Consider the following 23,244-nt stretch of genomic DNA (forward strand, 5'->3'; position numbering starts at 1 on the left):
GACGCCGGCCGGGCTGCCTGTATCATGAAGTGCGGGCGCCGGCTCCAGCACTACCGCACTGCTTCGGGCAGGCGTCCTTTCGGTGAGCATCCCCAGGGCGGCCTGCGACTTCGCGGCCGCGGTGAGCGACTTCGGTGGGGAAGCGACCGGTGCCGAGAAGGACTACGGCAACCGGCTCGCGGCCTGGGCGATCGCCAACGCCGGCCCGCTCGACGTGCTCTACGTCATCTGGTTCAAGCGGATTTGGATGCCCAGCACCGGCTGGCGCTCGTACAGCGGCGACGGTACGCCCAGCGGCGACCACCGCAACCACGTCCACATCTCCGTCAACTGACGTTCCGAGGCGCTGTCCGTCCACCGCATCACTCCGTGGTGGGTCGAGTTCTTCGCATGCCTTCGCCGCCGTACCAAAGGAACCCGGAGCGGCCCGAGGTGGTTCGCCGAGATCGATTTCACCGATGCGGCCGCGGCTGGTCCGGGAGTTCGACGGTTGGGCGCCGGAGCTCACCGCGCTGATCACCGACAGCGACACCGTTCCGCTCATTCGCCCCCTCTTCGCGCAGCCTCGTCACCGCCTTGATCAACGACGCGCCGACTCGGTCATCCGCGGCCCTTTTGGTTCCGGCCAGTGGGAAAGGGCCGTGTCGGCTTTGCCGCGGTTGGCCGGTTCGGGCATACTTTCAGGCGCCTTCCCCAAGAGGTGAAGAAGGAGCAACGGCGCTCATGAGTCCTCTGCGGTCCAAGGAAAAACTGTGCTTTAAGGAAAGCAGGCACGGAGCCGGTGTGCTGGCCTTCCTGGTCGGTGCGGCTGTCGTGCTGGCGGCCGCCCCGGTCCGCGCCGATCCGGCGCCCACCCTCCGGCAGGTCGAGCTGGCCATCGGGACCTTGCAGGCCCAGATGCAGACCGCCACTGAGCAGTACAACCAGGCCCGCGACGCGATGACCGCGGCGCAGAACTCCCGCCTGCGACTGACCCGGTCGATGGCCGCGCTGCAGCCGCGGCTGGCCGTCGAGACCGAGCGGGTCGGCCAGTTCGCCGCCACCGTCTACCGTGGCGCCGGGGTGGGGACCATGACGACGCTGTTGACCAGCGGTTCGCCGGACGAACTGCTGGCGGAGTTGGCCACCTTGCAGGTGCTGAACCGGCAGCGCCGGGCCGGCCTGAACCAGCTGCTGGCCGTACGCCGGACCCTGACCGCACAACAGGCCGCACTGCTGGCGGCGGTCAGCGCGCAGAATCGGGGCATGCACGCGATGGCCACGCAGCAGCAGGCGATCCAGACGGACCTGGCCCGCTGGCAGCACCTGCGCGACACGTACTACCCGGATGCCGGTCGGACCGCCGACATCTACCCGGAGGTGTACGACGGGCCAGCCACCGGCGCCGCTCGGATCGCGCTCACCTACGCGTATGCGCATATGGGAAGCCCGTATCAGTGGGCCGCGGACGGACCGGACAGCTTCGACTGCTCGGGGCTGACGCTGGCGTCCTGGCGGGCCGCGGGCGTCTCGATGCCGCACTCCGCCAGCGGGCAGTACAACGCATTCCCGCACGTGGCGCTGTCCGACCTGCGACCGGGTGACCTGGTCTACTACCCGCATCACATCGCGATCTACGCCGGCGACGGGTATGTCGTGCACGCACCGCAGGCTGGCGATGTCGTACGCCGCGTACCCATGGCGAGAGCCGGTGGCGGCGTGATCGGGGCGGTGCGCCCGTCCTGACGACTTCCCCGAAGGTGCCCTGGCGGCCACCGCGCTGGCTGCTCCAAGTGGCTTCAGTGGTGATCGCGGTCCAGCTCGCGCTTGGCATCGGATTCCTGGTCGCCCGGCTGAGCGCGCCGGTCGACGAGTCGTCCGCGAGCGTCGAGCCGTCGTATTCGGCGCAGGCGTACGCACAGATGCAGGGCATCCTGACCAGCCGCGGCGTCGCCCTGACAAGGCGCAGCAAGGCCGCGTTCCTGGCCGGCATAGATCCGGCCTCGACCGCCTTCGGGCCACCCAGGAGCGGCTCTACGACAACCTCGGGAAGCTGCCGTTCAGCACGCTGTCGTACGTGCTGGACTCCAGTCAGCGGCTGCGGTTGCCGGCCGCCGCGGCGGCCCACTACGGGGCGGCGCACACGTACGTCGGGCTGGTCCAGTTCACGTCCGCGCTGACCGGCTTCGATCTGGTGCCCAGCGTCGAGGTGCAGTATCTGACCTTCGTGCAGCGCGGCACGCGGTGGTATCTGGCGGCCGATTCGGACCTGGACAGCACCGACCAGCGGACCACTCGTGGCCTGTGGGATCTCGCGCCGATCGACACGCTGACCTCGGAAAATGTGGCCGTGGTCTACGCGCCGGACCAGCGGGCGTTGGCCGCTCAATGCCTGGCCGCCGCGCAGCGGGCGGGCGGTCCGTCGAGTAGCCGCCGTCTGGTCGACTGGATGGACGCATGAGGTGGTGATCATCGTCCCGGAGCCGTCGATGGTCGCCCAGCTGACCAGCTCTGGTTCTGACCTGACCCAGATCGCCGCGATGACCACCGCGGAGACGACCGGCGCGGGCGGCCCGCCGACCGGCACCCGGGTGGTCATCAACCCGCCAGCTTTTCGGACGCTGAGCCGATTCGGCGCGGACGTACTGCTGACCCACGAGATCACCCACGTGGCGGCTCGGCGGACCACCAGCCAGTCGACCCCGCTGTGGCTGGCCGAGGGGTTCGCGGACTATGTCGGCTATCTGTCGACTGGGCTGTCCGCCCGGTCGGTGGCCCGCGAGCTGGCCGCTGATCTCGCTGCCGGGCGTCCCCTTGGCGACTTGCCGCTGCAGTCGGATTTCGACGGCAGCAACCCGCGGCTGGCCAGCACGTACCAGAAAGCGTGGCTGGCGTGCCGGCTGATCGCGGCCCGCGCCGGCCAAGCCGGACTGATCCGCTTCTACCGGATGGTGAGCGAGGCCGGCACCGACCCGGACACCGCGACCGCCACCGGGCTACGCGAGGTGCTCGGCATGACCACGCCGCAGTTCGTCGTTCGTCGCCGCTTGGCAGTCGTACGTACGAGCGCAACTGACCCCACCGCGAACCTGACGTTTTCCCCCTCGTCACCGGCGAAAACGTCGAGTCCGGGGAAGGGCAGAATGGGGAGATGGCGATGTCGGTGGGGCTTGCGGCACTGGTGCTGGTGGCGTTGGTCGTGGTGATGGCGGTTTACAGCGCGCGGACGGTGCCGTGGCGGGCCGTGCCGGTGCCGGCCGGCGGCCGGTCGAAGCCGGATCCGGACCTCGACTTCACGGCCGAGGAGCGCGCGTTGTCAGGCCGCTATGTGTCGGCGATGAAGCCACTAGGCTACGTGAGCACCGCTCTTGGGCTGGCCGTGCCGATCGTGCTCGGGTTCACGCCGCTGGGCGGCTGGCTGATTCGGACGGTGGCCGATCCGTTCGGAGGCAGCCTGCTGGCCCGGCTGGTGGTCGCCGTGCCGCTGTTGACGTTGCTCATCGACCTCATCGTGATGCCCATCGGCGTACGTACGACGGGAGATCCTGCGGCGCAGCTTCGGGCTGTCCCGGCGATCGTGGGGATTGTGGCTGTCCGACACCGTGAAGGGTTGGCTGCTCAGCATCGTGCTGGGGGAGTTGGCGTTGCTCGCCCTCTACGCCCTGATCTGGTCGCTGCCGCAGTGGTGGTGGGTGCCGGCCGGTGCGGGCGCGGCGCTGCTGCTCGCGCTGATGGCCTTCCTGCAACCCTTCGTGTTCGAGCCGCTGTTCATGCGGTTCAAGCCGCTGCAGGAGGGCCCGCTGCGGGACCGGCTGTTCGAGCTGGCGGCGCTGGACGAGGTGCCGGTGCGTACGGTCCTGGTGGCTGATGCGTCCAGGCGTACGACCGGCGTCAACGCCTATGTGTCGGGCTTTGGCGCAAGCCGCCGGATCGTTCTTTTCGACACGCTGCTGGACGATCCGGCGGCGCAGGTGCAGGCCGAGTTGGTGGTGGCGCACGAGCTCGGCCACGCGGCGAACCGGGACGTGCGTCGGGGAGTGTTGCTCGGCGTCGCCGGCGCGGCGGTGGCGGCTTGCGCGCTCTTCCTCGCGCTGCACGTGCGGTGGCTGCTGGGGATCGCTGGGGTGAGCACGGTCGCCGATCCGGCCGCGGTGGCGCTGATGCTGGCGCTGGCCGCGGTAGGTGGGGTGGTCATGCTGCCGTTTGAGACGGTCAGTTCCCGGCGGGGGTGGAGGCGCGGGCCGACGAGCACGCGCTGGAGCGTACCGGCGATCCGGTGAATTTCGTTGCCATGCAACGGTCTTTGGCGGTGAGGAACCTCGCCAGCCTGAGTCCGAGCCGGTGGGACGTGCTGCTTTTCGGCACTCACCCGAGCATTCCGGAGCGGATCGCGCGCATGCCCGCGACTGGGCCCGCCGGCACGACGTGCCGCCACCGCCCGGCCTGGCCTCGTGACGACCCTGCTCGTCACGAACGACTTTCCGCCCCAGGTAGGGGGAATCCAGACGTTCGTCCACGCGCTGGCCCGCCGGCAACCGCCCGGATCGCTGGTGGTGCTGGCGCCGCGACAGGACGGCGACCGGGATTTTGATGCCGCGCAACCCTTTCCGGTGATCCGGCGGCGATCCGTCGCGCTGCCGACAGCTGCGTTGACGCGCGACGTGATCGCTGTGGCCGGCCGGTACGAATGTGACACTGTCTGGTTTGGCGCGGCCCTTCCTTTGGCACTTATGGCACCAAAACTGCGGGCCGCAGGGATCACCTGGATCGTCGCGCAAACGCACGGCCATGAGGCCGCGTGGTCGCCGGTCGCGCGGCCGTTGTTGAAACGGATCGCGGCTGCCTGCGACGCCGTGACCTTTCTCGGCGATTTCACCTTCGGCGCCTTGGAAACAGCGATGGCGGGCAGTCGGCTCGTACGGCTGCCGCCCGGTGTTGACCCTGAGGTTTTCCAGCCGTCGGTTTCCGGGAAGTCGGTGCGGGAACTGTACGGGCTCGGGGACCGGCCGGTGATTGTCTGCGTGTCGAGACTGGTGCGGCGCAAGGGACAGGACGTGCTGATCAAGGCGTTGCCGCTCATCCGTCGCGAGGTGCCGGACGTGGCATTGCTGCTGGTTTCCGGCGGGGCCGACGAGCGGCGACTGCGACGGCTCGCCGATCGCGATGTCTTTTTTTCGCTGGCGCTGTCGAGGATGCGGCGCTGCCGGAGTATTTCGCCGCCGGTGACGTTTTCGCGATGCCATGCCGTACGCGCCTTGGCGGGCTCAACGTCGAAGGGCTCGGCATCGTCTATTTGGAGGCCTCCGCGTGCGGCCTCCCAGTCGTGGCCGGCCGGTCCGGCGGAGCGCCGGAAGCCGTCCAGGACGGGATCACCGGCTACGTGGTCGACGGCCGGTCGGTGGCCTCGGTCGCCGAGAAGGTGACCGCCCTGCTCACCGACCGTACGCTCGCCGCCGACCTGGGCGCGGCAGGCCGCGCGTGGGTGGAAGCCGAGTGGCGCTGGGACACCCTCGCCCCCGGATGACCACCTTGCTGCTCCACGGCGACTGAGCGCGCTTATCTCGCGCGCGCGTTTGCTTACGTAATGAAACCCGCCACCCACCCCCCACCCTTCTGAAAGGGCGGGGGCTCAAAATTTCACGTCGGTACGACAGTTTCGCGCCGCACCCTAGGTAGACCTGCACAATCGGAATCCGATTGTGCAGCAGCGGGAAGAGCCGCGCGGGCAGCCGGGGTGGCTGCCTACGAAGGCGGTGACCTCAGAAGCGTGGAGCGTTGGGGGCCTCCAGGAGGCCGAGGCGCAGGGCTGTCATGAGGGCTTGGGCGCGGTTGCCGGCGCCAAGTTTCTCGTACAGCTTGGAAATGTGCGTCTTGGCTGTGGACTCGCTGACGTAGAGGTGTTTGGCGATGCCGGCCACGCTCATGCCGTCCGCGAGCAGCTGCAGGACCTGCCCCTCGCGCGGCGACAGCTGCGGGCCGGTGGGGGCCAGTCGGCGCTTCATCGCCTCGGCGAGGTCGGAGGCGGTGAACGCGGTGGGCGCCGAGGCGGCGTGCCGGGCGGCCGCGACGACCTCGTCGGACGGGGCGTTCTTGGGTACGAACGCGCTCGCGCCCGCCTCCAGCGCACCGAACAGCTGCTCGTCGCCGGCGTACATGGTCAGCACCACGATGCCGACGGCCGGCATCGCCGACCGGAGCTTGCGGGTGGCGTCCAGGCCGCTTCCGTCGGGCAGCCGCAGGTCCATGATGACCACGTCAGGCCGAGTCTCATCAGCCTGCGAGAGCGCCTCGGCGACGGAGCCAGCCTCGCCGACGACCCGGAACTGGGGGTCGCGCTCGAACGCGTGCCGCAAACCCTGCCGGATCAGCTCATGGTCATCGACGAGTAGCACGGTGGTCACGGTGTTCTCATCGGTTGTCATGCTTGCCCTACGCCTCCTTCGGTGCCGAGACGCTACCGCCTCGCGGCCGGGATCCGAGCACTGCCGAGACGGTTGTCCCGGCCGGTTTGCGCGGTCCACCTCCAACCGGGCCCGGATCCGCTGGGCCCGCTCAGCCATGATGCTCATTCCGAAGCTGTCTTCGCGGGCTTCCGCGCCGACGCCACGACCATCATCGCTTACTTGAAGCTTCACGTACGGTGGATCGATTTCACAGCTCACCCACAGGTTGCGAGCGCGCGCGTGTTTACGTGCGTTGGTGATCGCTTCCTGGGCAATACGCAGAAGTTCGCCCTCGACCGCGGCCGGCAGCCGGGCGCCGCCTTCGTCGAGGGAGAGGTGTACGCGCATCCCGCCGGCGGCCCCCATCGTTCGGGCGTATTCGGCGATCGCGGCCGCCAGCCCGCCATGCGGGTCGACGTCGCTGCGCAGCTCGAAAAGGCTCAGCCGCAGCTCGGTGATCACCCGGGTGACCTCGTCGCGCAGCGAGCTGAGCATGGTGGTCGCCTGCGTGGGTTCGTCCGGCAGCAGCGCGAGCGCGTTGTCGATGCCGTAGCCGACCATCACCAGCTCCTGTGCACGCCGTCGTGGATTTCCCGGGCGAGGCGCTGCCGTTCCTCGGTGGTGGCCAGGCTGCGTACGTCGTCGAAGAGCAGTGCGGTTTCCAGTCGCAGCACCGAAGAAGCCGCGACGGTGGCCGCGGCGGACACCATCGACGAGTCGAAAGCCCGGGCGCGATCGGCTTCGGCGACCACACCAGACCGACGGTGCGTACGCCAGTGACCAGCGGCAGCACCATCGACGTCACGGCGCCTTTGACGGGAGTACGGGTGACCGAGCTGCCGGAGGTCTGCGGCTGCTGCGACAGCCAGGCCTCGGCGATCGGGGCGTCCTTGGCGAGCGAGGTTTCCCAGTCGGCGCGCGGTGTGCCGGCCATGCCGGTCTGCGCAAAAAACGACCAGTCGGCCGCCGCCGCTGCCGATCAGGACCGCGGATCGGTCGGCCGGTGCGACCGCGCGGATCTCGTCCAGCAACCGCTCGGCGATGCTGCCCGGATCCAGCGTGCCGGGGAGCTGGCGGGCCACCGTACGCAGCTGAGTGAGCAGCCGGGTCGCCTGCGCGTAGTCGGCCGACGCTTCCCGCTGCTGTCCGGGCACGCTTCCCTCGCTGGTTGGTCGCGGTGGTGATCGCTTGTTGACTGTAGACCGGCACCATATGGCATGTCGCTGAAAACGTTGTGAGCGGTCATCGTGCGTGTCGCCCGGCATAGGCGAAACGTACGGCTTCATTATGATTTTCCGCACTCTTTCGCGGCCGGCTCTGCCCCAACGGCCTGCCATTCACAGGTGAGTGGAGCTCAGGAGTAGAGCGCGAGAGATGTCGGCGGCGCGGGCGGTGGCGACGATCGAGCGGCGGAGCTTGAGAGTGGGAGTCAGCTCGCCGGACTCTTCGGTGAAGTCGGCCGGCATGATCCGGAACTTGCGGATCGACTCGGCCCGCGACACCGCCTTGTTGGCGTCGTCGATCGCGGTCTGCACCTCGGCCAGCAGGTCCTGGTCGTCGAGCAGGTCGGTCACCGTGGCGTCCGCCGGCTTGCCGGCTTTTTCCTTCCAGGGGCCGAAAGCGTCCTCGTCGATGGTGACAAGCGCGGCCACGAAAGGCATTTTGTCGCCGACCACCATGCATTGGCTGATCAGCCCATGCGCGCGTACGCGATCCTCCAGCACGGCCGGTGCGACGTTCTTGCCGCCGGCGGTGACGATCAGCTCTTTCTTGCGGCCGGTGATCGACAGGTAGCCATCGGCGTCCAACGCGCCCAGGTCACCGGTGTGGAACCAGCCGTCCGAGTCGATCGCCTCCGCGGTTGCTTCTGGATTTTTCCAGTAACCGGCGAAAATCTGCTCGCCCTTGATGAGGATCTCGGTGTCTTCGGCGATCCGTACGGTAGTGCCCGGGATGGGCCGGCCGACGCTGCCGATCCGGGTCTGGCCAAGCGTGTTCACGGTGGCCACCGGTGAGGTCTCGGTCAGCCCGTACCCCTCGAAGACCGGCACCCCGATGCCGCGGAAGAAGTGCCCGAGCCGCTCGCCGAGCGGGGCGCTGGCGGACAACACGGCTCGGCAGCTGCCGCCGAGTGCTTCCCGCAGCCGGGCGTACACGAGCCGGTCGAAGAGTGCGTGCTCGGCTTTGAGAGTGACCGGGATGCGGCCGGTGTCCAGCGCTTGGCTGTACGCGATGGCGGCCCTCTCGGCGCGGTCGAAGATCCCGCCCTTGCCCTCGGTGCGGGCCTTCTGCTGCGCGCCGGTGTAGATCTTCTCGAAGACCCGGGGCACCGCGAGGATGAAGTCCGGGGAGAACTCGGCGAAGGCGGTCGGCAGGTCCGAGACGTTGGGCAGGTGGCCGAGCCGGACTCGGCTGTAGATCGATCCACATTGGATGATCCGGCCGAAAACATGGGCCAGCGGAAGGAAAAGCAGGGTGGACTGGCCGGGCGAGAAGACGTGGCTCAGGGTCGCCGCGGTGGCCAGCACGTTCGAGTAGAGGTTGCGATGGGTGAGCTGGCAGCCCTTGGGCCGGCCGGTGGTGCCGGACGTGTAGACGATGGTCGCGAGGTCGTCCGGGCCGGCGGTGTGCCGCCGCTCGTCGAGCGTGCCGTCCGGCACGTCCGCGCCAAGCTCGCCGAGCTTGTCGATCGCGCCGTCTTCCAGCTGCCACAGGTTCGCGAGCGTGGGCAGGTTGGCGCGTACGGACTCGACGGTCTTCTGCAGCGCCGCGTCCTCGACGACCACCGCGACCGCTTCGGAGTTGCCCAGCACCCACTCGACCTGTTCGGCGGAGGAGGTCTCATAGACCGGGACGGTCACCGCGCCGGCGGTCCAGATGGCGAAGTCCAGCAGCGTCCACTCGTACCTGGTGTGGCTCATCACGCCGACCCGGTCGCCGGGGCGTACGCCGGCGCCGATCAGCCCCTTCGCGGCCGCCGCGACATCCTCGCCGAACTGGGCGGCGGTCACGTCCACCCACTTGCCGTCGACCTGCCGGGAGAGCAGCACGTCGGTGGGGTACTGGGCAACGTTGTCCCAGGCCAGATCGGCGAGATTGGCGTCGGCCGGCACGGCCCCGGCGGGTGGGACGGTCACTTCGGACACGGGTCTCGTACCTCCTGAGGTGCCAGGGTTCTGCGGAGCGTTTCCGGCAGGCTACCGCCCGGTAACGCCGAACCTACCCTCGCGGCAGGCAGTGCCGCCATGAGTACGGTGTCCGGTATGCCACAGGTGGATCTGGTGGAGGAGACCTTCATCGCGGCCGCTCCGGCGCTGGTCGAGGCGCGGATCCGGCAACCCGCGTTCACCGCTCGGCTGTGGCCTGACCTGCGGTTGCAGGTGCAGGCGGACCGAGGCGTCGAGGGGCTGCGGTGGACGGCCAGCGGCGCGCTGGTGGGGGGTCGACGGAGATCTGGCTGCAGGCGTACCGCGACGGCGTCCTGGTGCACACGTACCTACGCTGCGACCCGACCCGGCCGAACGCGCCGACCGAGGCCGTCCAGGTGTCGCCGCGGGCGGCCGTACGGGAGCTGCAGCGACGGGCGAAATATGCCAAAAGGGTGTTGTGGGAGCTGAAGGACAGCGTCGAGGCCGGGCGCCGGCCGGGGGAGTCAGCGGTCCGCTGACCTGATCCTGATCGGGTTCGCGCGTCGTAGGCTGGCGATCATGCGCGTGCACGTGGTGTCGGATGTGCACGGGAACGCTGCCGCGCTGGCCAAGGCCGGTGACGGGGCGGACGCCGTGTTCGTGCTGGGTGATCTGCTGGACGCCGTGGACTACCGGAATCCGCCGCCGGCGGGATCATGGGCAAGCTGTACGGCGCCGAGGGCACCGCTCGGTGGATCGAGCTGCGCACCGCCCGGCGGTTCGAGGAGGCGCGCGCCTTCAGCCGCACCCTGCTCGCCGAGGTCGCGGCCGCTCGGGACCTGGATCCGAAGGAGCTGTTGGCGGAGGCGATCCGGGCCAACTACGAGGCGGTTTTCGCCGCGATGCCGACACCGGCCTGGTGTACGTACGGCAACGTCGACGCGCGGAGTTCTGGTCGGACTACCTGCCCGAAGGCGTGCAGGTGGTCGACGGCGGCGTCGCGGAGATCGACGGCATCCGGGTCGGGTTCGTCGGCGGCGGGATCGGCGGCGGGCGCAGCAGCTATCCGTACTTGATGCCCGAAGACGACTACACGGCCAAGGTCGAGGCGCTCGGGCCGGTGGACGTGCTCTGCAGCCACATCCCGCCGGCGGCGCCGGAGCTCTGCTACGACACGGTGGCCCGCCGCTTTGAGAAGGGCAGCGAGGCGCTGCTGGCGGCGATCCGCGAGCATCAGCCGCGGGTGGCCCTGTTCGGTCACGTCCACCAGCCGCTGCAGCAGCGGATGCGGATCGGGCGTACCGAATGCGTCAACGTCGGCCACTTCCGGGAAACCCAGCTTCCCTACGCCCTCACCTGGTAACCGGCGACGCTGAGTAGCCGAGCGGGGCGTGGGTTACGTGGGGTGGGCATGGCGGATGGAGAGCGCGGCGTTCGCGTACGCGGCCCGGTCGGATAACCTCTTTCGATATGGCAGAGTCGTCAACCCAGTCGCTGGTCGTGCAGGCACCGCCGGCGCAGGTGGCCGCGGTCGTCAGTGATTTCGAGGCCTACCCGGAATGGGTCAAGGCAACCAAGAGCGTCAAGGTGCTCTCGCGCTACGACGACGGCAGGGCGCAACAGGTCGAATTCGTGTTGGACGCGGGTGTTTTCAAGGACACCTACGTGCTCGAATACTCGTACGCGGATGACCGGGTCGACTGGCACCTGGTCCGTCCGTGGTGAGACGCAGAAAAGCCAGGTCGGCTCGTACGCTTTCGCGGCGACGGACGGTGGCACCGAGGTGACCTACAGCCTGGCTGTCGACCTGACCATCCCGATGCTCGGCATGTTCAAGCGCAAGGCCGAAAAGGTCATCATGGACACCGCTCTCAAGGAGTTGAAGAAGCGGGTCGAGGGGTGACTCCCGTTGTTGTACGAGTCATGTCGTACAACGTTCGCGGCATGCGTGACGATTACGCCGCGCTGACCGCGGTTATTCGCGAGGCGCGGCCGCACGTGGTTTTCGTCCAGGAGTCGACGCTGCTGTTCCGGTGGCGGGCCCGGGCGGCTGATCTGGCCCGCCGCAGCGGGCTCGTCTACGTGTGCGGCGGTGGACACACCGGCGGTAACGTGATCTTGTCCTCGCTGGCCGCCAAGGTGCACGAGACCCGCGAATTCCTGCTGCCGCTGCAAAAAGGCAAGCACCAACGGGGCGCGGCGATCGCGCGGTTGTCCGTACGTGAGCGGCAGTTCCTCGCGGTGGGGACGCACCTGAGCCTGTGGGACGAAGAGCGGGAAACCCAGGCCAGGTTGTTGAGCGAGCACATTCCGGCGGAGGTGCCGATGCTGCTGGGCGGCGACCTCAACGAGGTCCCCGGCGGGCCGGTGAGTCGGATTTTCGGGGCCAGGTGGCGCGATGTCGCGACTGTCGCGGAGCAAGGTGAGGCGAAGACGTACTCGACCTCTACTACCCGCACCAGCGGCTCGACTACCTATGGGTGGATCCGCTGGTCACGGTGTCCGACTATCAGGTGATCGACACACCGCTGTCGCGCCGGGCCAGCGACCATCTGCCGATCCTGGCTGAGCTGGCCCTCCGGTAGACCGCGACGACTCATCGCGCACGCGATGCGACATCGCGGCCTCGGTGAGATCTAGCGGGCGAAGATGCGCCGGATCCGGCGGCCGATAGTTGCGGTGTTCGGCGTCGGGCGGGTGGTCCGCCGGCGGGGGGGGGGTAGTTGGCGCTGAACGTGATCGGGGGCATCATGGCTGGCTGTCCTCCCTGCTGAAGGCTGGTTCTCGCTGACAGGGACCACGATACCTGGATCGGTTCAGAAACGCATCGTGACGGCTCGCACAACGACTGCGTCACACGTACGGGTCAGTGCGCCTTCGCGGCCGGCCGGACCACCTGGACGGCGGCCAGCCAGCGCTCCAGCGGCAGCGACCGCCCCTTGCGGGCGTACCATCGCGGCGTCGTTGAGCACGGAGTCGGGAGTGGAGCACAGCGCGGACATCTGCGGCCGGGCGTAGAACGCCGACCGGTCGTCCGCGTCGAACTCGGTGGAGTCGGTACGGGTGAGGGTGCACCACAGCACGAAAACCTCGGCCTCGCGGGGGTGTGCGGCGGGGCGGTCCTGGTGGGTGCGCTGGTCAGATCGATGGATGCCGTCATGTGAGCTTGCTTGGTACGCGGGACGAACCCGGTCGTACGCATAGCTGGTCACCTCCGCAGGAAAGCATCCTCGTACCAGACGACTCCCGCCATGCGGACAGGTAACACCTTGGCAAACGATCTGTCTCGATTGAGAAACGGTCGTCGCTCAGACCTTCGCGCCGTCGTCGAAGGGGTCCTCGTCGTCGCGGTCGCGCATCCGCCAGATGCCGATCGCGAAGCCGGTCACCACGCCGGCGAGGCCGAGCAGGACGACCAGCGTCTGGTTGATCGGCAGGATGGTGGGCCAGAAGAAGAGCACCAGGCCGACCGCGACCAGGCCGAGCGCGAGCGCGGTGTATTTGGTCAGTTTCGGCAGTGGCGGCGGGACCGGCGGCACATAGGTGTCCTCGCCGTCCGGGTCGCGGATCAGCTGGGACGGGTCGAACGCCACGTCCAGGCCGATGATCGGGGCGGGCTTGGCTGGCTTCGGCGGCTCAGGCTCCGGTTTCTCCAAGACCGGAGCCGCTTCGGGCTCGGCGGCCGCGGCCTGAGCCGACCCGGACTGCTCAGCGGTGTCGTCCCAGCCGGCCACGATCTGCGCCCACGCGGCCTCGACGTCCAGATTTGCCGCCGCTGGAGCGGACCGCGCCGCCGCTGCCGGCGGCGGGCGACTGGCCGGTGGCCGGCGGGGCGGCCTCGGCCGGTAGTGGGTCCGGCACGTTGTCCAGGTCCAGCCGGCCGATCAGCGCCCGGGCCTCCTCCACGTGCCGCTCGTCGACCCAGAGCCGGTCGGTCGGTCGGGACGGCAGCGTGGTCGTCGTACGAGTGATCGGGTGCAGGTCGGAGCTGGGCGCCAGGTAGGCGGCGATGCCGGCGAGGCCCAGAACATCCAGCAGGTGCTCGCCGACCCGCGGGTCCACGTCGGCGGCCGGGGTGAACTTCGCCGCGTCGAGCCCGTTGTCGCGACGGCCGCGGGAGCCACCGGCGCCGGCCGGGCTCACGAGGAGGCCCCGGCGAACTCAGTGCCGAGCTTGCGGGTGAACTCGGCGCTGCCGGCGAAAATCGTCTCGGCGTCGTTGTCCAGGGTCGCGACGTGATAACTGTCCTTCAGCACCACCTCGGTGACGTTCTCCGAGCGGACGCCGTCCAGCAGGAGCTGTGAATTCACGCTTTCCACGACGTGGTCGATCTGGCTGCGGTAGAGCAGCACCGGCGAGGTGACCTTGGGCAACTCGGTACGGGCCAGCCGCCACAGGTGCGAGAGCGAGTTCGCGGCTCGCAACGGAGTCCGGGCGTACGCCAGCTCCTTGACCCCGGGTTTCTTGATGTCGCTGCCGATCCCGGCCACCGAGCCGACCACCTGGGACAGCACCGGGAGGAACTTCGCGTCCTTGCGCAGCGTGGTCAGCGACGGGTTGACCAGCACGATCCCGGCCACCTCGGTGGGCCGCTGCTCGGCCAGCCGGATGGTCAGCGTGCCGCCCATCGACAGGCCCATCACCACGACCACCGCGAAGCGGTCCAGCATCGCGTCGAACGCGCGCTCCAGCTCCCCGTACCAGTCTTCCCAGCGAGTCGCGTTCAGGTCCTGCCAGCGGGTGCCGTGGCCGGGCAGCCGCGGGCAGCGGACCGGGAAACCGGCCGTCGCGAGCGCCTCGCCCCAGGGCCGCATGCTCTGCGGGCTGCCGGTGAAGCCATGGCACAACACCACCCCCGCGAGGGCGTCGCCCGGCCCGTCCGGCTCGAGCACGAAAGGCTCAGCCCCGGGCAACACCGACACCAGAACCACCCCTTTCCCAGCCGCTCGTGGGAACTATCGTGACACGTCGCCAACCGGTTCGGCGAACAGTTCCGTATCCACCGACCGGATAGGAATCCCTGCACAGAACAGGCTAATTGGTCGTAGCGGGACACTTCCGGCGGGCGTACGAGTGGATGCCGCGCGGCTGCGGGGGCTGGGACCTTGCGGGCGCCGACTGGACGGAGATGGCTGCGGGGGGGGTGGTGGGTGGCTTGGTGAATCCTGCCCGGAGTCCGTCCCGTCGAGTCGGGCCGGCGTTGAGTGTCGGGTGCCGTTGGGTGGGGTGTCGCTCGTACTCACCGGAAGGCCGTTGACCGGCCTGGTTAGGGGCGGTGGGCGCTGGGGACCGGAATCCTCGGCTACCAGTGGCTCGGCAGGCCCGCCCCAAAAACCGGGGCGGGCCTGCCGAGCCACTACTGCCAACGATCCAGTAACTCTGTGTCTTCTGGTGCCTTCGGCGCGGCGCGCTCGACTACGGCTACGAGTGTCGACCGTCGCAGGGGGACACATCATCGGCCTGGCGGCCGATGGGCGCGGGCGCGGGGCTGGGTTTGAGAGAAGTTGCCCACTTCAGTGCTGAGGTGCGGCGCGGGGCTGGGTTTGAGAGAAGTTGCCCACTTCAGTGCTGGGGTGCGGCGCGGGGTTCGGTTTGAGAGAGGTTGGCGCACTTCAGTGCTGAGGGGAGGGGCGCGGGGTTGGGTTTTTAGGGAAGCTGGGCCACTTCGGTGCTGAGGTGCGGCACGGGGTTGGGTTTGAGGGAGGTTGGCCCACTTCGGTGCGGGAAGAGCTGGCGCGGGGCTGGGTTTGAGAGAAACTGGCCACTGGCGAGGCTGGGGGGTGTACGAACAGTTATTGCGGCGGTGCGCGTTGTTCAATGGCGGTCGCGTCCGTAGGCTCTAGGCCTTCAGCGTGGCGGAAGGGCGGGACGCGAGTTGTTCTACTGGCTCTGCAAGCACATCCTGCTGGGTCCGCTGCTTCGGCTGCTGTTCCGGCCCCAGGTGGAGGGGCTGGAGAACGTGCCAGCGGACGGGTCGGCGATTCTGGCCAGCAACCACCTGTCGTTCGTGGACTCGTTGTTCCTGCCGCTGGTGGTGTCGCGGAAGGTGACTTTTCCCGCCAAAGCGGAATATTTCACCGCCCCTGGCTTCAAGGGCTTCCTGAGCAAGCTGTTCTTCACCGCGGCTGGGCAGATCCCGATCGACCGCGGGTCCGGCTCGGCCGCGAAGGCCACCCTCGAGACGCTCAAGGGGCTGCTGAAAGACGGCGACCTGGTCGGCATCTACCCGGAGGGCACCCGGTCGCCGGACGGGCGGCTCTACCGCGGCAAGACCGGGGTGGCCCGGCTGGTGCTGGAGTCGGGTGCGCCAGTGGTGCCGTGCGCGCTGCTGAACACCAACCAGATCCAGCCGCTGGGCGCCAAGATGCTCAAGATCATGCGGGTCCGGATCCGGATCGGGAAGCCGCTGGACTTCAGCCGCTACGCGGGCATGGAGCGCGACCGGCTGGTCGCGCGGTCGGTGACCGACGAGATCATGTACGAGATCATGTCGATGTCCGGTCAGCCGTATGTGGACATGTACGGCTCCAAGGCCAAGGCCCTGCTGGAGAAGGAGTCGGCGGCCGCCGCCACCGAGGAGAAAACCCCGGTGACGGCGGCGGCGTGAGCACGCTGCGGCGGATCGTTCCGTCCGGGCTCGCCGACCGCTCGGTGCATCCGCTGGGCCTGGAGCTGTCGCTGTGGCGGGCGGTCACCGTCTACCGGGTGATCACGCTGGTGCTGGCGGTCGCGATCAACACCACGCCGCTGGGCAACCGCTCCGAACCGGCCTCGCTGCCGTGGGTGATCGGCGTACTCGCCGCGATGACCGCCTGGACCGCGGTGGCCGTGGTTTTGACCTGGGGACGCCGGCCACGGTGGTGGATGCTGGCCGCGGACATGGCGATCGCGGGTGGCGCGTTGCTCCTGTCGATCCCGGCGGTCGGCTGGCAGCAGCTGCACGGCCGGCGGCGCCGGCACCGTCCCGGGCATCTGGGTGGCGTCCGCGATCCTGTCGTGGGCGCTGGCCGGCGGCGTCCGGTCCGGCATCGTGGCGGCGACGGTCATCAGCGCGCTGAACATCGTGCTGCACGGCTGGGCACCAGGCGCGGTGGCCGACAACGTCGTGCTGGCATACCTGGCTGGGGTAGTGGTCGGGTACGCCGGCCGGCTGGTCCGGCGGGCCGAGCAGGCGTTGGCCGACGCGGTACGGCTGCAGGCGGCTACCGCCGAGCGTGAACGGCTCGCCCGGCACATTCACGACGGCGTGCTGCAGGTCCTCGCGCTGGTCAGCCGGCGCGGCGATCAGCTCGGCGGGGATGCCGGCCAGCTGGGTGTGCTGGCCGGCGAGCAGGAAGCGGCGTTGCGGGCGCTCATCGTGTCCGGTCCCGCCGACCTGGACACCGCGAGCGGGGAACGGGACCTGCGTGAGGCGCTCGCGGACGTGGCCTCGGCGCGTACGGTCACGCTGTCCACCCCCCGGCCGGAGCCGTGCCGGTGCCGGCTCGTACGGCCGCGGAGATCGCCGACGCTGTCCGGGCGGCGCTGGACAACGTACGCAAGCACGTAGGCGCCGATGCGCCCGCTTGGCTGCTGGTAGAGGACACCGGCGACGAGGTTGTGGTGACTGTCCGGGACGACGGCCCGGGCATCCCCGCCGGCCGGTTGGAGCAGGCGGTCGCCGGCGGCGCCGGCTCGGCGTCGAGCAGTCCATTCGTGGCCGGATCCGGGATCTGGGTGGCTCGGTGTCGGTGGTGTCCGCGCCAGGGGAGGGGACGGAGGTCGAGCTTCGTGTCCCCAAGGGCCCCTGACCGTCCACAGTGGACAACCGGCCGGCTGGTCCGGAGCGTACGACCGGCCCTGCGCTCGCGCCGGCCCGGTGAACTGGAAGCCTCGCTGTGGCGCGCGGTGGCGGCTTTTCGCGTTCTCGCGCTGATCCCGGCGGCGATCAGCGGGGCGTCGCTGGTCACCGGCGCGGTGACCGGCGGCTGGGTGCTCAGCGGATTGCTGATCATGACCGGCTGGACGGTGGTCGCGGCCGCGTTGACGAACCGGCGCGGCTCCCGGCGGACCATCGCGAGCGGCGATCTGGTGGTCGCGATAGTGGTGACGCTGATGTCCGTACCGGCGGCCGGTTGGCAGTTCCCGTACGAACATTCCCAGCCGCTCGCGGGCCTGTGGGTCGGTTGCGCGGGGCTGTCCTGGGCGTTGTCGGACGGTGCGCTCGCCGGCGTGATCGTGGTCGGCGTCAACCTGCTGCCGAACATCCTGATCCGCGGCGATCCGACGCCGGGCACGCTGGAGGCCACCGTCCTCTACCTGCTGGCGGCCGGGGTCGTCGGCTACGCGGTGGGCTTGGTCCGGGAAGCCGAGCAGGCCTTCGCCGAGGGCGTACGGCTGCAGGCGGCCACCGCCGAGCGGGAACGGCTGGCCCGCGAGGTGCACGACGGGGTCCTGCAGGTTTTGGCTTTGATGAGCCGAAAAGGCGAGCAATATGGCGGTGAGCTGGCGGACCTTGGCCGGCTCGCTGGTGAGCAGGAGAGCGCGTTGCGCAAGCTCGTACAGTCGCGGCCAGTGGCCGAACCGGCCTCCGGGACCGCGGACCTGAAGGAGCTGCTGGTCGAGCTGATGTGGTCGTCGGCGATCCACCTCGCCGCGCCGCGCCGGCCGCGCCGGTGAGGTTGCCGGCCGCGGTCGCCGAACAGGTCGTCGCGGCCGTGGCGGCGGCGCTGGACAACGTCCGCGAACATGTCGGGGAGCAGGCGCCGGCATGGCTGCTGATCGAGGATCTGGGTTTCGAGGTGATCGTGACCGTACGAGATGACGGTCCCGGCATCGCTGCGGGCCGGCTCGAAAGGGCGCTCCGGGATGGCCGGCTGGGCGTCGCGCAGTCGATTCGCGGCCGGGTCACTCAGCTGGGCGGTACGGTCGAGATAGTTTCGGCGCCAGGCCAAGGGACGGAGGTCGAGCTGCGTGTCCCACGCGAGTGAGGTGGTCACCGTGATGGTGGTCGACGACCATCCACTGTGGACGGACGCGGTCGAGCGCGACCTGCAGGCCGCCGGGTTCTCGGTGGTGGCCACCGCGGCAGACGGCGATGAGGCGATCCGCCGGGCACTGGCCACCCGGCCGGACGTGGTGCTGATGGACCTGCAACTGCCCACGGTGTCCGGCGTGGAGGCCACCCGGGCGATTCGGGAAGCCTTGCCGGACACCAAAATCCTGGTGCTCTCGGCCAGCGGCGAGCAACAGGACGTGCTGGACGCGGTGAAGGCCGGCGCGCTCGGATACCTGTTGAAATCGGCCCGTGCGGAGGAGCTCTACGAAGCCGTCCGGCGGACGGCCGCCGGCCAGGCCAGCTTCACGCCGGGCCTGGCCGGCCTGCTGCTGGGCGAATACCGGCGGCTGGCGACCGAACCGGCCAAGCCGGAGCGGCCCGAGCTGACCGAGCGTGAGCTGGAGGTCCTGCGGCTGATCGCGAAGGGCATGACCGCTAAACAGGTCGCCACCCGACTCGTACTTTCCCACCGTACGGTCCAAAACCACGTTCAGAACGCGATGGGCAAGCTGCAGGTGCACAACCGCGCCGAGCTCGTTCGCTATGCCATCGAGACCGGCCTGGACACCGAGTCCTCATAGGACTTCCGCTGTCGACATCAGCGAAGACGTCGAGTTCGCGAGGGTGGGCGGGAGGAGCGACAGCGGGGTCGTTACGGTGAGTGCATGGCTGCGAGAGTTGCTCTATGAGCGGGGTTCGACGGGTCTTCTACGACACCGAGTTCCTGGATGACGGTAAGACCATCGAGTTGGTGTCGATCGGTGCGGTGGACGAGAACGGCGAGGAGTTCTACGCCGTATCGACCGAATTCAACCCCGATGACGCGATCCCGTGGGTGCGCCGGAACGTGCTGAACCAGCTGCCGTCGCCGTCCGACCCGGTGTGGCAGTCGCGGGAGCGAATTCGGGACGAATTCTGGAAATACCTGTCCGCGACCGACGGCCAGCTCGAGCTGTGGGCTTGGTACGCCGCGTACGACCATGTGGCGCTCGCGCAGCTGTGGGGCGACATGCGTTCGCTGCCGCGGCGGATCCCGCGTTTCACCAAGGATCTGCGGCAACGCTGGGACGACCTGGACAACCCCGCGCTCCCGGAGGCCGGCGGCGCCCGGCACGACGCGCTGACCGACGCCAAGCACAACCTCGCCCGGTGGCGGACGATGGAGGAGCATCGTGGCGGACGTCTCTGGATCGGTTCCGCATAGGAACGCTACGGTAAGCCTCGACGGATGCTGAACTGAATTACTCAGTACGAAGGGCCTCAGACTTATGCGCATCGGCGTACTCACCGGCGGCGGAGACTGCCCCGGCCTCAACGCGGTGATCCGGGCCGTGGTCCGCAAGGGCGTGGCGGTGTACGGGCACGAGTTCGTCGGATTCCGGGACGGCTGGCGGGGGCCGGTCGAGGGCGTCAGCGGCCCGCTCGGCATCGACCAGGTGCGGGGCATCCTGCCGCGCGGCGGCACGATCCTGGGCTCTTCTCGTACGAACCCGTACAAGATCGAGGGTGGCGTCGACGCGATCCGCAAGAACCTGGCCGCCCTCGGCGTCGACGCGCTGATCGCGATCGGCGGCGAGGACACCCTCGGGGTGGCGAAGAAGCTGACCGACGAGGGCATCCCGGTGGTCGGTGTGCCCAAGACGATCGACAACGACCTGAACGCCACCGACTACACCTTCGGTTTCGACACCGCGGTGACCATCGCCAGCGAGGCGATCGACCGGCTGCACACCACCGCCGAGTCGCACCACCGCGCGCTGGTCGTCGAGGTCATGGGTCGCCATGCCGGCTGGATCGCGCTGCATTCCGGCCTGTCCGGTGGCGCGAACGTGATCTTGGTGCCGGAGCGGCCTTTCGACATCGAGCAGGTCGTCAAGCACGTCGAACACCGCTTCGAGAGCCACTACGCACCGATCATCGTGGTCGCCGAGGGGGCGATGCCCTCCGGCGGCGCCGAGCAGCTGCGCAACGACAAGAAGGACGCCTTCGGTCACGTCCAGTTCGGCGGCATCGGCACCTGGCTCGCCGCCGAAATCGAGACCCGTACCGGCAAGGAGTCCCGCGCGGTCGTCCTCGGCCACGTCCAGCGCGGCGGCACCCCCACCGCCTTCGACCGGGTGCTGGCCACCCGGTTCGGCCTGCACGCGATCGACGCCGTCAACGACAAGGACTTCGGCAAAATGGTCGCCCTGCACGGCACCGCGATCGTCCGAGTGCCGATCGAGGAAGCAACCGCCGAACTGAAGACCGTCCCGCCGGAGCGCTACGCCGAGGCTGAAGTTTTCTTCGGCTGATTTCCGGGTTTGGACCTGGTGCGGCGCGAAACTGTCGTACGTGTCTGTTTTTCTTTCCCCCTCCCTTTGACGGGGGGGGGGTGGGTTGAGAGGCAGACCTTATTTTTTAGTTTGAACATTGGTCCTCAAACCCCCCCCCACCCCGTCACTGGGTGGGGGTGATTTTTCGGAGAGGGTACGACAGTTTTGCGCCGCACCTGGTGTAGGGCTGCACAATCGGAATCCGATTGTGCAGCGAGGAGTGCGGTGGCTGGTGCGGGTCCGGGCTGGATTTTCGTCGAGTGCGGGACAAAACCCCACACTCGACGCCGAGTGTGGGGTTTTGTCCCGCACTCGACCATGGGCCTGTTGTCGGTGGGGCTGACGTGACTGCTGAGGTGTCGCGGTCCCGCATGTTGGGAAGGACTCCATGATCAACAGCGGCAACGATGCGGCCCGGACAGCCTCGCCGAAGGCAAGATCAACAGCGACCAAGTGTCAGCCGGTGGGACCAGGGGCGACCCGTTAATCGAAAATCGGGGGTAGCCGTATTCTGATGGCCGTGACCAGTACGCCACAGACTGTCCCGGTAGCCGACGACCTGATTTCCGCGCGAGACACCTGGCGGCGGCGGCCCGCCGCGCAGCAGCCCAGTTGGCCCGATCCGGCGGCGTTGGCGGAGGTGCATCGGACGCTCTCGACGGTGCCGCCGATCGTCGCCCCGTACGAGGTGGACGCGCTCCGGGAGAAGCTCGCGGCGGTGGCGACCGGCAAGGCATTTCTGTTGCAGGGCGGCGATTGCGCGGAGACGTTCGACGACAACACCGAGCCGCACCTGCGCTCACTGACCCGCACCCTGCTCGGGATGGCCGTGGTGCTCACGTACGGCGCCAGCGTGCCGGTGGTGAAGGTGGGTCGGGTCGCTGGCCAGTACGCCAAACCGCGCTCGACCGACCGGGACGCGCTCGGTCTGTTCAGCTACCGCGGCGACATGATCAACTCGCTGGAGGCGTCCGAGGCGGCCCGGATCCCGGACCCGAACCGGATGGTCCGGGCGTACGCGAACTCGGCCGCCGCGATGAACATGATCCGAGCGTACGCACGCGCAGGCCTCGCCGACCTGACGACCGTGCACGACTGGAACAACACGTTCGTGAAGCATTCGGCGGCCGGCGAGCGGTACGAGGCGATCGCCCGGGAGATCGACCGCGCGCTGGCTTTCATGCGAGCCTGCGGGGGGGTCGATGACGAAGCGCTGCGGCAGGTCGATCTTTACTGCTCGCACGAGGCGCTGATCCTGGACTACGAGGACGCGCTGACCAGGCCGGAGGACGGCCAGCTGTACGACCTGTCCGCGCACATGGTGTGGGTGGGGGAGCGGACCCGGCAGCTGGACGGCGCGCACATCGACTTCGTGTCCCGGATCGCCAACCCGATCGGTGTCAAGCTCGGACCGACGACCACTCCGGAGGTCGCTGTCGAGCTGGTGGAGCGGCTCGACCCGGAGCGGATTCCGGGCCGGCTCACGTTCATCAGCCGGATGGGCAACGACAAGGTTCGGCACACCCTGCCGCCAGTGGTGGAAAAGGTCGCGGCGACCGGCCACCAGGTGGTGTGGGCGTGCGATCCATGCACGGCAACACGTTCGAGTCGGCCAGTGGCTTCAAGACCCGGCACTTCGACCGGATCGTCGACGAGGTGCTCGGCTTCTTCGAGGTGCACCGCACGCTGGGTACGTACCCGGGAGGCATCCACGTCGAGCTGACCGGCGAGGACGTTACCGAGTGCCTCGGCGGCGCTCAGGACATCAGCGATGCGGACCTCGCCGGCCGGTACGAGACCGCCTGCGACCCGCGGCTGAACACCCAGCAGTCTCTGGAGTTGGGCTTCCTGCTAGCCGAAATGCTCCGCGGCTAGCCGAGCCGCTTGGCCATCTGTTGGGCGGTGACCTGGTATCCGAGGTCCTCGTACAGCCGGCGGGCCACCGTGTTGTGGCCGAAGACGTTGAGGCCGAGTTCGTGGATGCCACGAGCGGTGAGCACGTCCTCGGCCGCGACCATGATCGCGCGGCCGTAACCGCGACCGCGCTGAGTCTCGTCGACCAGCAACATGAAGATCCAGGCCTGCGTACGCTGCGGCGACGGCAGCGCCAGCCAGAGCGCTCCGATCGGCTGGTTGTCGGCGTACCCGGTCAGGAGCAGCATGTCCGCCGTACGGATCCCGTCCGGCAGTAGTTTTTCGGTCTCCTCGCGGGCATACCCGACCGCGGCCTCCGGATGCGCCTCGCCGGACAGCACCTTCTGCGCGGCATAGTCCTCGATGACCTGGGTCGCGAACTTCTCGTACTCCGCCGGGGTCATCGCTCGCAGTTCGACAGACATCCG

At 68.8% G+C, this 23,244-nt stretch carries 26 protein-coding genes and 4 pseudogenes; 21 read left to right on the forward strand and 9 right to left on the reverse strand.

Features of this window, described 5'->3' with window-relative positions:
* Positions 1-82: 82 nt before the first annotated feature.
* The 5 genes from GNX96_RS40340 to GNX96_RS40365 all read left to right on the forward strand — a co-directional run bounded on the left by GNX96_RS40340 (position 83) and on the right by GNX96_RS40365 (position 3,185).
* The gene (locus tag GNX96_RS40340; protein WP_163572903.1) at positions 83-334 is read left to right on the forward strand and encodes a hypothetical protein; all 252 of its coding nucleotides are present in this window, start codon (positions 83-85) and stop codon (positions 332-334) included.
* A gap of 124 nt (positions 335-458) precedes the next feature.
* The gene (locus GNX96_RS58975; protein ID WP_279582777.1) at positions 459-704 is read left to right on the forward strand and encodes a hypothetical protein; all 246 of its coding nucleotides are present in this window, start codon (positions 459-461) and stop codon (positions 702-704) included.
* A gap of 19 nt (positions 705-723) precedes the next feature.
* A complete protein-coding gene (locus GNX96_RS40350) occupies positions 724-1,725 on the forward strand; it encodes a C40 family peptidase (protein WP_163572904.1) in 1,002 nt (333 codons plus the stop codon).
* 331 nt (positions 1,726-2,056) lie between these two features.
* Positions 2,057-2,440: a hypothetical protein gene (locus GNX96_RS40360; protein WP_163572906.1), complete on the forward strand. Its 384-nt coding sequence runs from the start codon at positions 2,057-2,059 to the stop codon at positions 2,438-2,440.
* A 1-nt stretch (position 2,441) separates the two neighbouring features.
* Positions 2,442-3,185, forward strand: a complete 744-nt coding sequence (locus GNX96_RS40365) for a hypothetical protein (protein ID WP_163572907.1) — start codon at positions 2,442-2,444, stop codon at positions 3,183-3,185.
* Between the two features lie 145 nt (positions 3,186-3,330).
* Here the strand turns inward: GNX96_RS40365 and GNX96_RS40375 are convergent, their stop codons facing one another.
* Entirely contained in the window at positions 3,331-3,480 is a 150-nt protein-coding gene (locus GNX96_RS40375; protein WP_279582778.1) for a hypothetical protein, read from the reverse strand.
* 44 nt (positions 3,481-3,524) lie between these two features.
* Here GNX96_RS40375 and GNX96_RS40380 point away from each other — a divergent pair, with 44 nt between their 5' ends.
* Both GNX96_RS40380 and GNX96_RS40385 read left to right on the forward strand, forming a co-directional pair.
* Positions 3,525-4,259: a M48 family metalloprotease gene (locus GNX96_RS40380; protein WP_279582800.1), complete on the forward strand. Its 735-nt coding sequence runs from the start codon at positions 3,525-3,527 to the stop codon at positions 4,257-4,259.
* Positions 4,260-4,430: 171 nt separating this feature from the next.
* Positions 4,431-5,503, forward strand: a pseudogene (locus GNX96_RS40385) (glycosyltransferase family 4 protein).
* Positions 5,504-5,738: 235 nt separating this feature from the next.
* On the opposite strand, the gene GNX96_RS58980 reads toward GNX96_RS40385, so the two are convergent.
* The 3 genes from GNX96_RS58980 to GNX96_RS40400 form a co-directional block, all read right to left on the reverse strand.
* Positions 5,739-6,983 (reverse strand): helix-turn-helix transcriptional regulator, encoded by a 1,245-nt coding sequence (locus GNX96_RS58980; protein WP_279582779.1) that lies wholly within the window; start codon positions 6,981-6,983, stop codon positions 5,739-5,741.
* Complete coding sequence (locus GNX96_RS40395; RefSeq protein ID WP_163572910.1) at positions 6,983-7,576, reverse strand: hypothetical protein; 594 nt, start codon at positions 7,574-7,576, stop codon at positions 6,983-6,985. Before GNX96_RS40395 ends, GNX96_RS58980 begins: the two co-directional genes overlap by 1 nt.
* A gap of 183 nt (positions 7,577-7,759) precedes the next feature.
* On the reverse strand, positions 7,760-9,568 hold the full coding sequence (locus GNX96_RS40400) for an AMP-dependent synthetase/ligase (RefSeq protein WP_163572911.1): 1,809 nt from the start codon (positions 9,566-9,568) through the stop codon (positions 7,760-7,762).
* Between the two features lie 266 nt (positions 9,569-9,834).
* Here GNX96_RS40400 and GNX96_RS58985 point away from each other — a divergent pair, with 266 nt between their 5' ends.
* The 5 genes and pseudogenes from GNX96_RS58985 to GNX96_RS40420 all read left to right on the forward strand — a co-directional run bounded on the left by GNX96_RS58985 (position 9,835) and on the right by GNX96_RS40420 (position 12,067).
* On the forward strand, positions 9,835-10,089 hold the full coding sequence (locus GNX96_RS58985) for a hypothetical protein (RefSeq protein WP_279582781.1): 255 nt from the start codon (positions 9,835-9,837) through the stop codon (positions 10,087-10,089).
* 177 nt (positions 10,090-10,266) lie between these two features.
* Positions 10,267-10,626, forward strand: coding sequence for a hypothetical protein (locus GNX96_RS58990; RefSeq protein WP_279582782.1), 360 nt, complete (start codon positions 10,267-10,269; stop codon positions 10,624-10,626).
* Complete coding sequence (locus GNX96_RS58995; RefSeq protein WP_279582783.1) at positions 10,533-10,913, forward strand: metallophosphoesterase family protein; 381 nt, start codon at positions 10,533-10,535, stop codon at positions 10,911-10,913. The genes GNX96_RS58990 and GNX96_RS58995 overlap by 94 nt, the downstream gene beginning before the upstream one ends.
* A 107-nt stretch (positions 10,914-11,020) precedes the next feature.
* Positions 11,021-11,453 (forward strand): annotated as a pseudogene (locus GNX96_RS40415) (SRPBCC family protein).
* A gap of 20 nt (positions 11,454-11,473) precedes the next feature.
* Entirely contained in the window at positions 11,474-12,067 is a 594-nt protein-coding gene (locus GNX96_RS40420; protein ID WP_279582801.1) for an endonuclease/exonuclease/phosphatase family protein, read from the forward strand.
* Between the two features lie 299 nt (positions 12,068-12,366).
* On the opposite strand, the gene GNX96_RS40425 is transcribed toward GNX96_RS40420, so the two are convergent.
* The 4 genes from GNX96_RS40425 to GNX96_RS40435 form a co-directional block, all read right to left on the reverse strand.
* Complete coding sequence (locus GNX96_RS40425; protein ID WP_163572913.1) at positions 12,367-12,762, reverse strand: hypothetical protein; 396 nt, start codon at positions 12,760-12,762, stop codon at positions 12,367-12,369.
* Between the two features lie 96 nt (positions 12,763-12,858).
* Positions 12,859-13,284, reverse strand: coding sequence for a hypothetical protein (locus GNX96_RS59000; protein ID WP_279582784.1), 426 nt, complete (start codon positions 13,282-13,284; stop codon positions 12,859-12,861).
* Positions 13,259-13,693, reverse strand: coding sequence for a hypothetical protein (locus tag GNX96_RS59005; protein WP_279582785.1), 435 nt, complete (start codon positions 13,691-13,693; stop codon positions 13,259-13,261). Before GNX96_RS59005 ends, GNX96_RS59000 begins: the two co-directional genes overlap by 26 nt.
* Entirely contained in the window at positions 13,690-14,472 is a 783-nt protein-coding gene (locus GNX96_RS40435; RefSeq protein WP_163572914.1) for an alpha/beta hydrolase, read from the reverse strand. The genes GNX96_RS59005 and GNX96_RS40435 overlap by 4 nt, the downstream gene beginning before the upstream one ends.
* A 953-nt stretch (positions 14,473-15,425) precedes the next feature.
* On the opposite strand from GNX96_RS40435, the gene GNX96_RS40440 reads away from it, so the two are divergent.
* The 9 genes and pseudogenes from GNX96_RS40440 (at position 15,426) to GNX96_RS40480 (ending at position 22,777) form a co-directional block, all read left to right on the forward strand.
* A complete protein-coding gene (locus tag GNX96_RS40440) occupies positions 15,426-16,157 on the forward strand; it encodes a lysophospholipid acyltransferase family protein (RefSeq protein ID WP_163572915.1) in 732 nt (243 codons plus the stop codon).
* A 110-nt stretch (positions 16,158-16,267) separates the two neighbouring features.
* Positions 16,268-16,414 (forward strand): annotated as a pseudogene (locus GNX96_RS66135) (hypothetical protein); the annotation flags it as partial.
* Between the two features lie 28 nt (positions 16,415-16,442).
* Entirely contained in the window at positions 16,443-17,099 is a 657-nt protein-coding gene (locus GNX96_RS40450) for a DUF5931 domain-containing protein (protein WP_279582786.1), read from the forward strand.
* Positions 17,027-18,208, forward strand: a complete 1,182-nt coding sequence (locus GNX96_RS40455; RefSeq protein WP_279582787.1) for a DUF5931 domain-containing protein — start codon at positions 17,027-17,029, stop codon at positions 18,206-18,208. The genes GNX96_RS40450 and GNX96_RS40455 overlap by 73 nt, the downstream gene beginning before the upstream one ends.
* Positions 18,205-18,519 carry an ATP-binding protein gene (locus GNX96_RS40460; RefSeq protein WP_279582788.1) on the forward strand — a complete coding sequence of 105 codons (315 nt, stop codon included), beginning with the start codon at positions 18,205-18,207 and terminating at the stop codon, positions 18,517-18,519. The genes GNX96_RS40455 and GNX96_RS40460 overlap by 4 nt, the downstream gene beginning before the upstream one ends.
* A gap of 13 nt (positions 18,520-18,532) precedes the next feature.
* Complete coding sequence (locus GNX96_RS40465; protein WP_163572940.1) at positions 18,533-19,168, forward strand: response regulator; 636 nt, start codon at positions 18,533-18,535, stop codon at positions 19,166-19,168.
* A 104-nt stretch (positions 19,169-19,272) separates the two neighbouring features.
* Positions 19,273-19,791, forward strand: a complete 519-nt coding sequence (locus GNX96_RS40470) for a polyadenylate-specific 3'-exoribonuclease AS (RefSeq protein WP_163572919.1) — start codon at positions 19,273-19,275, stop codon at positions 19,789-19,791.
* Between the two features lie 64 nt (positions 19,792-19,855).
* The gene (locus tag GNX96_RS40475) at positions 19,856-20,881 is read left to right on the forward strand and encodes a 6-phosphofructokinase (RefSeq protein ID WP_163572920.1); all 1,026 of its coding nucleotides are present in this window, start codon (positions 19,856-19,858) and stop codon (positions 20,879-20,881) included.
* Positions 20,882-21,416: 535 nt separating this feature from the next.
* Positions 21,417-22,777 (forward strand): annotated as a pseudogene (locus GNX96_RS40480) (class II 3-deoxy-7-phosphoheptulonate synthase).
* Here GNX96_RS40480 and GNX96_RS40485 read toward each other — a convergent pair.
* Positions 22,774-23,220 carry a GNAT family N-acetyltransferase gene (locus GNX96_RS40485; RefSeq protein WP_279582789.1) on the reverse strand — a complete coding sequence of 149 codons (447 nt, stop codon included), beginning with the start codon at positions 23,218-23,220 and terminating at the stop codon, positions 22,774-22,776. The pseudogene GNX96_RS40480 and the gene GNX96_RS40485 sit on opposite strands and share 4 nt — an antisense overlap.
* Positions 23,221-23,244: the final 24 nt, after the last annotated feature.

The sequence above is a fragment of the Fodinicola feengrottensis genome (assembly GCF_010993775.1).
GTDB lineage: Bacteria > Actinomycetota > Actinomycetes > Mycobacteriales > HKI-0501 > Fodinicola > Fodinicola feengrottensis.

What these genes read in the sequence shown, in the direction of transcription:
- GNX96_RS40485 (WP_279582789.1), bottom strand. Translation starts at nt 23,220, where the DNA reads ATGACCCCGGCGGAGTACGAGAAGTTCGCGACCCAGGTCATCGAGGAC.
- GNX96_RS40465 (WP_163572940.1), top strand. Translation starts at nt 18,533, where the DNA reads ATGGTGGTCGACGACCATCCACTGTGGACGGACGCGGTCGAGCGCGAC.
- GNX96_RS58990 (WP_279582782.1), top strand. Translation starts at nt 10,267, where the DNA reads ATGGGCAAGCTGTACGGCGCCGAGGGCACCGCTCGGTGGATCGAGCTG.
- GNX96_RS58980 (WP_279582779.1), bottom strand. Translation starts at nt 6,983, where the DNA reads ATGGTCGGCTACGGCATCGACAACGCGCTCGCGCTGCTGCCGGACGAA.
- GNX96_RS40470 (WP_163572919.1), top strand. Translation starts at nt 19,273, where the DNA reads ATGAGCGGGGTTCGACGGGTCTTCTACGACACCGAGTTCCTGGATGAC.
- GNX96_RS40475 (WP_163572920.1), top strand. Translation starts at nt 19,856, where the DNA reads ATGCGCATCGGCGTACTCACCGGCGGCGGAGACTGCCCCGGCCTCAAC.
- GNX96_RS40375 (WP_279582778.1), bottom strand. Translation starts at nt 3,480, where the DNA reads ATGAGCAACGTCAACAGCGGCACGGCGACCACCAGCCGGGCCAGCAGG.
- GNX96_RS40350 (WP_163572904.1), top strand. Translation starts at nt 724, where the DNA reads ATGAGTCCTCTGCGGTCCAAGGAAAAACTGTGCTTTAAGGAAAGCAGG.
- GNX96_RS58975 (WP_279582777.1), top strand. Translation starts at nt 459, where the DNA reads ATGCGGCCGCGGCTGGTCCGGGAGTTCGACGGTTGGGCGCCGGAGCTC.
- GNX96_RS40420 (WP_279582801.1), top strand. Translation starts at nt 11,474, where the DNA reads ATGTCGTACAACGTTCGCGGCATGCGTGACGATTACGCCGCGCTGACC.